Source organism: Promicromonospora sp. NPDC060204, from assembly GCF_042728455.1.
GTDB lineage: Bacteria > Actinomycetota > Actinomycetes > Actinomycetales > Cellulomonadaceae > Promicromonospora.
In genome coordinates this window covers 1-10,614 of the sequence record NZ_JBHWZO010000227.1, presented here as the reverse complement: position 1 = coordinate 10,614, position 10,614 = coordinate 1, and the positions used below count along the sequence as shown (strand labels likewise).

General features: G+C 74.5%; 12 protein-coding genes. 5 read left to right on the top strand and 7 right to left on the bottom strand.

Annotated elements, in window-relative coordinates:
* Window positions 1-50 precede the first annotated feature (50 nt).
* A complete protein-coding gene (locus ACFWEJ_RS22770; protein WP_285102515.1) occupies window positions 51-470 on the bottom strand; it encodes an Hsp20/alpha crystallin family protein in 420 nt (139 codons plus the stop codon).
* Window positions 471-573: 103 nt separating this feature from the next.
* Entirely contained in the window at window positions 574-1,572 is a 999-nt protein-coding gene (locus tag ACFWEJ_RS22765; RefSeq protein ID WP_377231462.1) for a S66 peptidase family protein, read from the bottom strand.
* Window positions 1,573-1,635: 63 nt separating this feature from the next.
* On the opposite strand from ACFWEJ_RS22765, the gene ACFWEJ_RS22760 reads away from it, so the two are divergent.
* On the top strand, window positions 1,636-1,989 hold the full coding sequence (locus tag ACFWEJ_RS22760) for a VOC family protein (RefSeq protein WP_377231461.1): 354 nt from the start codon (window positions 1,636-1,638) through the stop codon (window positions 1,987-1,989).
* Between the two features lie 60 nt (window positions 1,990-2,049).
* Entirely contained in the window at window positions 2,050-2,586 is a 537-nt protein-coding gene (locus tag ACFWEJ_RS22755; protein WP_377231460.1) for a nucleotidyltransferase family protein, read from the top strand.
* A gap of 64 nt (window positions 2,587-2,650) precedes the next feature.
* Here ACFWEJ_RS22755 and ACFWEJ_RS22750 read toward each other — a convergent pair whose 3' ends face one another.
* From ACFWEJ_RS22750 to ACFWEJ_RS22740, 3 genes are all read right to left on the bottom strand, one after another.
* A complete protein-coding gene (locus ACFWEJ_RS22750; protein ID WP_377231459.1) occupies window positions 2,651-3,277 on the bottom strand; it encodes a TetR/AcrR family transcriptional regulator in 627 nt (208 codons plus the stop codon).
* 10 nt (window positions 3,278-3,287) lie between these two features.
* On the bottom strand, window positions 3,288-4,493 hold the full coding sequence (locus ACFWEJ_RS22745; RefSeq protein WP_377231458.1) for an FAD-dependent monooxygenase: 1,206 nt from the start codon (window positions 4,491-4,493) through the stop codon (window positions 3,288-3,290).
* A 220-nt stretch (window positions 4,494-4,713) separates the two neighbouring features.
* Complete coding sequence (locus ACFWEJ_RS22740; protein WP_377231457.1) at window positions 4,714-5,976, bottom strand: XdhC family protein; 1,263 nt, start codon at window positions 5,974-5,976, stop codon at window positions 4,714-4,716.
* Window positions 5,977-6,185: 209 nt separating this feature from the next.
* Between ACFWEJ_RS22740 and ACFWEJ_RS22735 the strand changes: the two genes are divergently transcribed.
* Complete coding sequence (locus tag ACFWEJ_RS22735; RefSeq protein ID WP_377231456.1) at window positions 6,186-6,674, top strand: dsRBD fold-containing protein; 489 nt, start codon at window positions 6,186-6,188, stop codon at window positions 6,672-6,674.
* Window positions 6,675-6,680: 6 nt separating this feature from the next.
* Here the strand turns inward: ACFWEJ_RS22735 and ACFWEJ_RS22730 are convergent, their stop codons facing one another.
* On the bottom strand, window positions 6,681-7,319 hold the full coding sequence (locus ACFWEJ_RS22730; protein ID WP_377231455.1) for a hypothetical protein: 639 nt from the start codon (window positions 7,317-7,319) through the stop codon (window positions 6,681-6,683).
* Between the two features lie 79 nt (window positions 7,320-7,398).
* Here ACFWEJ_RS22730 and glp point away from each other — a divergent pair, with 79 nt between their 5' ends.
* Complete coding sequence (gene glp, locus ACFWEJ_RS22725) at window positions 7,399-8,682, top strand: gephyrin-like molybdotransferase Glp (RefSeq protein ID WP_377231454.1); 1,284 nt, start codon at window positions 7,399-7,401, stop codon at window positions 8,680-8,682.
* 40 nt (window positions 8,683-8,722) lie between these two features.
* Window positions 8,723-9,172 (top strand): molybdenum cofactor biosynthesis protein MoaE, encoded by a 450-nt coding sequence (locus tag ACFWEJ_RS22720; protein ID WP_377231463.1) that lies wholly within the window; start codon window positions 8,723-8,725, stop codon window positions 9,170-9,172.
* Here ACFWEJ_RS22720 and ACFWEJ_RS22715 read toward each other — a convergent pair.
* The gene (locus ACFWEJ_RS22715) at window positions 9,138-10,559 is read right to left on the bottom strand and encodes a glycosyltransferase family 4 protein (protein ID WP_377231453.1); all 1,422 of its coding nucleotides are present in this window, start codon (window positions 10,557-10,559) and stop codon (window positions 9,138-9,140) included. The two genes, ACFWEJ_RS22720 and ACFWEJ_RS22715, sit on opposite strands and share 35 nt — an antisense overlap.
* Window positions 10,560-10,614 lie beyond the last annotated feature (55 nt).

The following is a 10,614-nucleotide window of genomic DNA, read 5'->3' as shown; positions in this document are numbered from 1 at the left end:
GCCCGGCCGCGGTGAGCGGTCGGGCGCCGTCGGGTGGCTGCCTGAGGGGATCAGGCGGCGGTGGTGACCTCGATGCGCTGCGGCGTGGTGCCGGCGAAGACGCCCGGCACGGTGACCGTCAGCACGCCCGCGTCGTAGGACGCGCGGACGACGTCGCCGTCCACGGCCTTGGGCAGCGTGACGACGCGGCGGAAGGAGCCGAAGCGGACCTCCGAGATGCGGCGGCCCTCGGACTCCTCCGAGCGCTGGTCCTTGCGCTCGCCGCGGACGACGAGCTTGCGGCCCTCGACCTCGACGGTGATGTCGTCGGCCGGGTTCACGCCCGGCAGGTCGAGGCGGGCGACGAGGTCCTCGCCCTCACGGTAGACGTCGGCCGCGGGCACGACGCCCTCGGAGACGCCGAGCTGCTGGCTCCACGGCTCGCGCAGCCAGGTGCTGGCGAACGGGGAACGGGTAAGAACGGTGGTCATGATGTCCTCCTCCGGACGGGTCTGATGACGGGTACAACCTGAGTCGACCCGACTCAATTTCCGGGTTCGCCGACGGCGGACGTGGCCCCTCCCGCGCCCCGTGTCAGTGGCTGGTGATCGTCAGGCTCGCGTCGTCCGGGCCCACGACGACGTCCGCCGTGCCGCCGACCGGGATCGTGAGCAGCGGGCTGGTGTGCCCGAAGTCGGCGCCCGCCAGCACCGGCTTGCCGGCCAGCGCGGGCTGGCGCGCGACGATCTCGTCGAGCGCCGCACGCGTCAAGCCCGTGGCGGCCTGGAACCGGCCGACCACAAGGCCGGTCACCCCGGCGGCGTCGGGCAGCTGGAGCAGGGAGGTGAGGTTGCGCGCGAAGGCGACCGTGTTCGACTCGAAGTCGTCCTCCAGGAAGAGCAGCGCGCCGTCGAGCGACGGCATGTTCGCGGTGCCCTGGAGCAGGTTGAGCGTGCAGAGGTTGCCGCCCACGATCCGGCCCGACGCCTGCCCCGGGCGCAGCCGCCACCAGCCCTCGTTGGTCACGGGGGTACGGGCGTCCTGGTCGAGGAACCAGAGGTCGTCCGTCCAGGCCGCGGAGGGCTCGACGGCGATCGGGGCGTCGTCGGTCACCGCGGCGCGGAACCAGTCGCCGGTGGGCTCGAAGTGGTCGCGCATGCCCCAGCTCGACCAGTGCGGGCCGGAATAGGTGATCAGGCCCGTGCGGGCGAGGATCGCGTTCTGCAGCGCCGTGATGTCCGAGTAGCCGCAGAACACCTTGGGGTGCGCGGCGATCAGGTCGAAGTCGAGGTAGGGGAGCAGCTCGTTGCTGTTGAACCCGCCGATGACCGTGAGGATGCCGGCGACCGAGGGGTCGGCGAACGCGGCGTGCAGGTCGGCAACCCGGTGTTCGATCGAGGCGCTGCGGAACTGGTCGTCCTCGTCGACGTGCTCGCCGAACGTCAGCGTGAGTCCCATGGCGGCGAACCGCTCGTCGATCCAGCGGGTGTTGTCGTGCTCCATGACCATGGCCCGCGACCTGGCGGGGGCGATGACGCGGACGGTGTCGCCGGAGCGGAGCCGGGGCGGGACGATGGTTGCGTGCGCTGACATGACCGCAGCCTAGGACGGCGCCGACGTCGTCGGCCCTGCATTTCCTGCGAACAGGAGGACGCCGTGCGCGCGACCCGCATCATGCCCAACCTTCGGGTGGCCGACGTAGCGGCAGCGAAGGACTTCTACACCGGCTACCTCGGGCTGAGCACCGAGGAGTTCGGCCTGGGCTGGGTGGCCCGGTGCACCTCGCCCGAGACGGGGGCGATCGTCCAGCTCGTCACCCGCGACGCGACCTCGCCCGAGGACGCGGTCGTCTCGGTCCACACGCCCGACGTCGACGGCGCGTACGACGAGGCCAAGCGGCTCGGCTACGAGATCGTGCACCCGCTGACCCGGGAGTCCTGGGGCGTGCGCCGGTTCCTCGTCCGGGCGCCGGACGGCAACGTGATCAACGTGGTGCACCACCCGGACTGAGGCCACGCCGGGCGCGGCTGGTCGCGCGCTGATAGCATCTGCTATCAGGAGGTGGGTCGGGTGGAGCGAGAGACGGAACGCGGATCGGCGGTCGAGCGGGCCTTTGCGGAGCACCTCATGCGGACGAGCCGTCATGCGGGCGAGCTGCGAGCCGCCGCGACGCGCGAGCTGGTGGTTGCGGCGCACCAGGCACGCGACCTGGGCTGGAGTCAGCGCAGGATCGGGCTTGCGCTCGGCCGCAGCCAGCCGGAGGTCGCCCGGCTCCTGAAGCTGGATGCTGCGGGCTCCGGTGACGAGGCGGGGGAGGGCGTCCCGTTGCTGACCCTGCTCCTGCGCGACCGGCGGGACGAGATCGTGGAGGCTGCCGCCCGCCGTGGCGTGCGCAACGTTCGCGTCTTCGGGTCGGTCGCGCGCGGTGAGGACACCGCGGAGTCGGACATCGATCTGCTCGTAGACATCGATCCCGACGTCGGACTGTTCGCGATCGGGGCGCTCGAGGCCGAGCTCGAGGAGCTGCTGGGGCGTGAGGTCGACGTGGTGATCGCGCGAGCGCTGCGCGAGGGTGTCGCCGCGACGGTCGAGGCCATCCCGCTGTGATCGACAAGGACCAGCGCAACGTCGAGTCCGCGCTGCGCGGCCTGCTGCGCGACGAGCCCGGCGGTTAGGGCTGTGCCGTCGTCGGCTCCGCCGTCCGGGGCTCAAGGGCCGCCAGCAGCAGGTCCGTGACGGCCGGCAGGATCTGCTCGATGTCCGCGCCGGAGGCCGTGCGTTCGGCGCCCGCGCGCACGATGCCGCTCAGCAGGTGCGTGGTCAGGGTGACGTCGCCGACGGGGCGGAAGGTGCCCTCGTCGACGCCGTCGCGCAGGACCTGCTCCACGGCGGCGGCGACCTGGGCGAACGGTCCCTCCGGGTGCTCCAGCACGTCCTGCGGCATCGCCGTGGCGGGCGAGTGCAGCATCAGGCGCACCGCCGGGGTGTCGAAGGAGCGCATCAGCGTGTCCACGATCTGCGCCAGGCGCCGCGGGGCCGGTTCGGGCCCCGCGGCGATCTCGTCGATCCGGGCCAGGATGTCGCGGCTGGCGTGCTGGGCGATCTTGGCGGCCAGCGCTGCCTTGTCCTTGGCGTAGTTGTAGATCGTGTTGCGGGCGATGCCCGCGCGGGCGGCCACGTGCCCGAGGTTGAAGCCGTCGTAGCCGCGCTCGGCCAGCAGGGCTCCCATCGCCTCGGTCAGGTCGGACCAGACCTGCTCGTGGTGGGCCTGGAACGTGGCGCCCTTGATCCGTGGCATGCGCCCAGTATCACCTGCCCGCACCGGCGGTGGCCGGGGACTTCGTGTCGCCCGCGGTCTTGCGGCTCGTGAGGCGTCCGACGGCGCCGAGGCCCGCCAGGACCACGGCGCGCACACGCTCGGCGACCGGCCCCGAGGGGACGAAGAGCTGCTGCATGAGCCGGGCGCGGCGCTGGTGGCCGGTGATCGTGGGGCGCAGGCCCGCCTCCCAGGCGGCCAGTGCCGCGTGCAGGTCCTCGGGGTGGTCGCGCAGTGCCGCCCCCAGGTCGGCGCCGCCGCGCATGGCCATGCTGGAGCCCATGCCGGAGTAGAGGTTCAGGCACCAGGCCGCGTCCCCGACGAGGACGACCCGGCCGGAGCGCCACGTCGGCATCTTCACCTGGTTGACCGAGTCGAACAGGAAGTGCGGGGCCTTCTCCAGCTGGTCCAGGACGTGGGCCACGGACGGGTGGTCCATGCCCGCGTAGACCTCACGCAGGGTCTCGACCGGCGGCCGGGTGAACTGCGCGTCCACGTCCTGGGTGCGATAGGTCAGCAGCGCGGTGGGGGTGCGGTCGGCGAACCCGAAGACCCAGGCCGCCCGGCGGGAGCGCGCGTCGATGCTGCCGTCCTCGGGCCCGAGCCCGGGCACCTGCTCGTCCAGCTCGAAGGCGCAGATGATGGCCGCCCACTGGTCCAGGTAGTCCTCGTCCGGTCCGAATGCCAGCCGGCGGACGCCCGAGCGGACGCCGTCGGCGCCCACGACCAGGGCGAACTCCTCGACGGACTCGGCCCCGGTGGGCTCGTGCAGCAGGCGGACCCGCGCCGTGTCCGGGGTCTGCTCGATACCGACGGGGCGGGTGCCGAACCGGACCTCCGCCCCGCCGAGGTCGTCGAGGGTGCGCCACAGCGCATCCTCGATGTCCCCGCGGACGACCGCGTACGGACCGCCCGGGCGGTCGAGGAACCCGGCACCGGGCCTCGCTCGGCCGGACCGGCTCACGGTCCAGTCCTTGCCGTCGACGGGGTTGCGCACGTGCAGGTTGTCGGTCGCGCCCAGGTCCGCGAGGGCCGTCTTGCCGTCCGGGAAGATCCCGACGAAGTACCCGCCGGTGCGCCGCTCCGGGGAGCGCTCGGCGACGACGGGCTCCCAGCCCGCCCGGCGCAGCCCGATCGCGGTCGCGATGCCGGCGATCCCGAGGCCCACCACGAGCGCGCGCCTGTCCTGCTGTGTCATCGGAGCTCCTTCCCAAGTTGCGACAACTTGTCGTAAGAAGAAGTTACGACAACCTGTCGTAATTATGGAAGAGGGCGCGGCTGTGACCCAGGACACCGAGGGTCGCGCGAGCGCGGTCGGTCGAGCGGGCTGGCCGAGCGGGCTGGCCGAGCGGGCCGGCCGAGCAAGATCAGTCGAGCAAGATCAGCCGAGCAGGGCCGACCGGATCGCCGAACCGGCCTCAGCCGTGGATCGGGCCGTCCGTCTCGCGCAGGGGGCGGGCCGTGGCGCCCGAGCGGGCCGCGATCAGCTCGGCGACGATCGACACGGCGGTCTCGTCCGGCGTGCGCGCGCCCAGGTCCAGCCCGATCGGGCTGTGCAGTCGGTTCAGCGCGGCGCGCGGCACGCCGTCCTCGACCAGGCGGGCCGCCCGCTCGGCGTGCGCCCGGCGGGAGCCCATGGCGCCCACGTACGTGCCGTCCGGCAGGTCGGTGAGCGCCGTGTGCAGCAGGGGCACGTCGAACTTGGCGTCATGGGTCAGGACGCAGACGGCGTCGCGGGCGGAGACGCGGCCCGCCGCGATCTCGGCGGCCAGGTACCGGTGCGGCCACTCGGTCACCACCTCGTCGGCCTCCGGGAAGCGGGCCGGCGTGGCGAACACCGGGCGGGCGTCGCAGACCGTGACCCGGTACCCGAGCAGCCGGCCGGCCCGCGCCAGCGCCGCCGCGAAGTCGATCGCGCCAAACACCAGCAGCCGCGGCGGCGGCGCGAACACCTGCAGGAACACCCTCGTGCCCGTGCCGGTGCGCTCACCGTGCGGGCCGTACTCCCGCAGGGCGGAGGCACCGGCAGCGATCTGCCCGACGGCGTCCGCGGTCACCGCCGTGTCCAGGCCGGGGTCCCCGAGTGTCCCGTCCGGGCCGTCCGGGCCGTCCGGGCCGTCCGCGCCGGCTCCGGGAACGACCAGGTGCCGGCCGAGCGCGCCGCCGTCACCGAACCGCGCATCACCGACCCGCGCATCACCGACCCGCGCGCCGCCGTCGCCGGCAGCCGCCCCGCCGCCGTCGTCACTCCCGCCGCCGTCCGCCCCCACGACCGTGGCGAGACAGACGCCCGACGGCGCCCCTCCGCCGTCGGGCGGCGAGGCCCCCAGCACCCGCCGGGCGAAGGAATCGAAGCCCGGCCATGCCGCCCGGGACAGGGGAGCGACGAAGACCTCGATGGTCCCGCCGCAGGTCAGGCCCACGTCGAAGGCGTCGTCGTCGGTGACGCCGTAGCGGGCCGCCACGGGACGGCCGGTCTCGGCGACCTCCAGGCCGAGGTCGTACACGGCGCCCTCGACGCACCCGCCGGACACGGACCCGATCACCTCGCCGCCCGGGCCGACGGCCATCGCGGCCCCCGGCTCGCGCGGCGCGGACCGGAACGTGCGCACCACGGTGGCCACGGCCGCGCGCTCGTCGGCGCGCCACCAGTCGAGCAGCTGCGGCAGCAGATCCCGCATCCCGGCTCCCTCCTCCGCGCGGGCGCGCGAACCCTCCGCGCGAACGCGCGAACCCTCCGCGCGAACGCGAACCCTCCGCGCGAACCCTTCTCCTGCCAGGTTCTCACTTCCGTGTCACGCGCCGAGGTCGCCCAGGTAACCGGTACGTCTGTCCCGTCGCGGGGTTCGGGGCGATGATGGGGAGATCGCAACGACGCGAGGAGGACCCCATGAAAGCAGCAGTGGGCGACCGGATCGTCACCGCTTCCGGAGTGGTCGGCGGCGTGGTGCGGGACGGCGTGGTGACCGAGTGCCCCCATGGCGACGGATCGCCGCCCTACCGGGTGCGCTGGTCCGACACGGGCGAGGAGACGCTCGTCTACCCGGGCGGGGACACGTACGTGGACGCGCAGGTCGAGGCGGGCTCGGGAGCCTGGGCGGAGGCCCGGCGCGGGCGCGCGCTCACCTGGGACGTGCGGATCACCGTGGTCGAGGCCGCGGGCAGCACGACGGCGGAGGCCACCGTGATGAACGGCCCGCCCGACGCCCTGCGCGGCGTCGGGCACGCCAGGAAGTCACCCGACGACGACGAGGTGCCGCTGATCGGCGACGAGATCGCCGCCGGCCGGGCGCTCCGCCGGCTCGCGGACCGCCTGCTCGCCGTGGCCGAGGCCGACGTCTCCGCCGCGGTCGGGCACAAGGCACACCTGCACCGGTGACCGGGCCTACGCCAGGATCCCCGACGCGTCGAGCGCCGCGCGCACCTCCGGGTCGAGCCACGGCTCCACGCCCGCCCAGCTGGTGCGCCACGAGACGCCGGTGATCCGGGTGCCGTCGGGAAACCTCTCGATGTAGTCGGCCTGCAGCACGCCGTGCTCGTCGCACCAGAAGGCGTTCGCGGGGCTGCCGTCCAGGAGCTGGTCGATGCGCATCGCGGAGACCGAGACGCCGTCGGGCAGCACGAGCGGCTGGGTGTCGGTGCGCACCAGCAGCGCGTGCTGCGTGCGCGCCGGGTCGGTGTCGTCGAGCTGGGTGTACTCGACCCAGGAGCCGACGGTCGCGAGCTCCAGCACCAGCAGGTACCGCGCGAACGAGGGGACGCCGTCGCCGACGCCCGGCGGCAGGTCGGCGCGCTCGAACGTGACGTCCACGCCGCCCGGCTCGCGCTGGTGCGACCAGCGCACCCAGCGCCGCACGTCCCCCTCGTACTCCACGCGGTGGCGGGCCCGCAGCACGACGTCGGGCATCGGGCGCATCGCCAGCACCGAGTCGAGCACCCGCAGGCCGTCCGCGGTCTCGGACTCGCGGCGCACCAGGGCGCCATCGGGGGTGGTCCCGTTGTTGCTCAGCGCCTGGATGTACATGGCCGATCCTCCGGTGCGGCGGGGGTTCCCGCGCCAGGGTAACCGCCGACCGGGGCCGCTCGCCGGGTAGGTTGCGGACATGAGCGAGCGCGTGGACGTGGAACAGCACCGGGCCGACGTCGCGGGGCTGCTCGCGGCGTTCGTCGAGCGGCCCGTCGAGGAGGTGCCCCTCGACGGCGACGTGCTGGGCCGCGTGCTGGCGCGCGACGTCGTGGCCCCCGAACCGCTGCCGCGGTTCCGCAACTCGCAGATGGACGGCTTCGCGGTCCGCGCCGCCGACGTCGCCGTCGCTACCCCGGACGCGCCGGTCACGCTGCCCGTGGCGGGCGACGTCGCCGCCGCCCCGGGCGACCCGGCCCCCCTGGCGCCGGGCACGGCCGTCCGGATCATGACCGGCGCCCCCGTCCCCGCCGGCGCGGACGCCGTGGTCCCCGTCGAGGACACCGACCACGGGACCTTCAACCGGGTCGCGACAGCCCCGGCGGCGCCCCCGTCCCAGGCGGACACCGCGGACCGCGTCGCGGTGGCCCGCGGCCGGGCGGTCGGCGAGTTCGTCCGGGAGCCCGGGTCCGACGTCGCCGCCGGCACAGTCGTGCTCCCGATCGGCACGGTGCTCGCACCCCACCACGTGGCGGCCGCCGCCGCGTGCGGCGTCGCCCGCCTCGCGCTCGTCGCCCCGGTCACGGTCGCGGTCGTCTCCACGGGCAGCGAGCTCGTCGGGCCGGACAGCGAGCCCGGCCCCGGCCAGATCTTCGACGCCAACGGCCCGGCGCTCGCAGCCGCGGTCCGGGCGGCCGGCGGGCGCGTGGGCCTGCGGCTGTCCCTGCCCGACGACCCGGACGCGGTGCGCGCCGGCCTGGAGCGCGCGGCGGCGCTCTGCGACCTGGTGCTCACCACGGGCGGCGTGAGCCAGGGCGCCTACGAGGTGGTCAAGGACGCGCTGCCGGAGGTCACCTTCCGCTCCGTGGCCATGCAGCCCGGCGGCCCGCAGGGCCTCGGCCGGGTCGGCGGCACGCCCCTGCTCGCCTTCCCCGGCAACCCGGTCAGCGCGCAGGTCTCGTTCGTCGTGTTCCTCCGCGAGATCCTGCGGGCGGCCGCGGGTCTGCCGCCCGTGAACCGGGTGCAGGCGGTGCTCGACGACGCGGTGGTCTCGCCCGCGGGCCGGCGGCAGCTCCTGCGCGGCCGCCGGGTGCGGACGGCCGGGCCGGGCGCCTCGGCGGGTACGCCGCCGCACGTCGCCGTCGTCGGCGGGCCCGGCTCGCACCTCGTGGCGTCGATGGCCGCCGCGGACGTGCTGATCGACGTGCCAGCGGCCGCGACTACGCTCGAACCGGGTGCCGAGGTGGCCGTGTGGCCGCTGTGACGCCGCACCCGACGGAGAGGGACCGGTGAGGGAGCACGTGATGGACGACGCGGGGGCGGCAGGAGCGGTGCCGGCAGAGGTCGTGCGCGTGACGCAGGAGGTGCTGGACGACGCCGTCGGGCGCGCGGTCGAGGCCGCCGTGGCGGCGCCGGAGTGCGGCGCCGTGGTCACGTTCCGCGGCGTCGTGCGGGACGACGACGGGGGTCGCGACGTGGTCAGCCTCGACTACGAGGCGCACCCCGACGCCACCGCCGTCCTCCAAAAAGTGTGCCAGGCGGTGGCCGCCGAGACGGGCCTGCGCGTCGCCGCGACGCACCGCTACGGGCACCTCGTGGTCGGGGACGTCGCGCTCGTCGCGTCGGCGTCGGCCGGGCACCGCAAGGAGGCCTTCGAGGCGTGCTCCCTGCTGGTGGAGCGCATCAAGGCCGAGGTGCCGATCTGGAAGAAGCAGCAGTTCACGGACGGCGAGTCCGAGTGGGTCGGTCTGTAACGATCCGCCGGACCCGGGTGACCGCCCGGCCGACCGTGCGCGGGATGCTGGCGGGCAGCAGCTCGGGGAGCCGGGCGACGCGGCCGGGCAGCGTCAGGCTGGGCTTCGCCAGGCCGGACCTCGACAGGCCGGGCAGGTTGAGGCTCGGCAGGTTCAGGCTGGACAGGCTCGGCAGGGCCGGCAGGCTCGGCAGCGTCGGAAGACTGGGCAGCGTCAGGCTGGGCACGGTCAGGCTCGGCATGCTCAGCCCGGTCAGGCCGAGGCTAGGCAGCCGGTGCATCCCGCGCACCCAGATACGCTCGCGCACCGGCGGGGGCGGCACGTCGAGCCGGTCGTAGAACGCCTCGGCGCAGGCCCGCCAGGAGAACAGCTCCGCGTACCGGCGCGTCTCCTCGCGGGAGCACGCCAGCGCCGCGAGGCAGGCCGCGCGCAGGTCGTCGTCGACGGCGCCCGCGCCGGAGCCCGGGATGAGGTCGCGGGGACCCGGCGCGTCGAAGCCGGCCACGGGCGTGCCCGAGGCCATGGCCTCCAGGATGACCAGGCCGAACGTGTCGGTACGGCTCGGGAAGACGAGCACGTCGGCGTCGGCGAAGTGCTGGGCCAGGTCGTCGCCCGAGCGGCGGCCCCGGAAGTGGGCGCCGGGGTGGGCGGCCTCCAGGTCGGCGCGGGCCGGGCCGTCGCCCACCACCACCTTGGAGCCCGGCAGGTCCAGGTCGAGGAACGCCTCGACGTTCTTCTCCACGGCAAGCCGCCCCACGTACAGGAAGACGGGCCCGGGCAGGTCGCGGTAGACGCCGGTCCCCGTGGTCCCGGCCGGAGTGGTCCCGGTCCCGGCGGCGGCCCGACGGCGGGGGTGGAACTGCTCGGTGTCCACGCCCAGGCTCCACGGCGTCACGTTCCGGATGCGCCACTGGGTGAGCTGCTCGCGCATGGTCGGCGTCGCCACCAGCACCGCCCCGGACTTGTCGTGGAACTTGCGCACGTAGCGGTAGCCCGCCCACAGCGGGATCCACGACCAGCGCGCGCTCACGTACTCGGGGAACTGCGTGTGATAGCTGGACGTGAACGGGAAACCGAAGTGGTCGCAGACGGCGCGCGCGTACCAGCCGAGCGGACCCTCGGTGGCGATGTGCACGGCGTCGGGCGCGAACTCCAGGAAGCGCCGCTCCACGTCGTCGCGCGCCATGATCGGCACCCGGATCTCGGAGTAGGTGATCAGGGGGATCGTCCGGTAGCCGTCCCACGGCGTGACCACCTCGACCGCGCAGCCCATCCGGCGCAGCTCGGCCACGGTGCGCGAGAGCGCCGTGGCGACACCGTTCACCTGCGGTTCCCAGGCGTCGGTGACGATCATGATCCGCTGCGGCCGCTCGGTCGCTGTCAGCACGGCGCGATTCAACCACGTTCCGGGGGACGCGCCGACCACCGGGACGCCGGGCGGC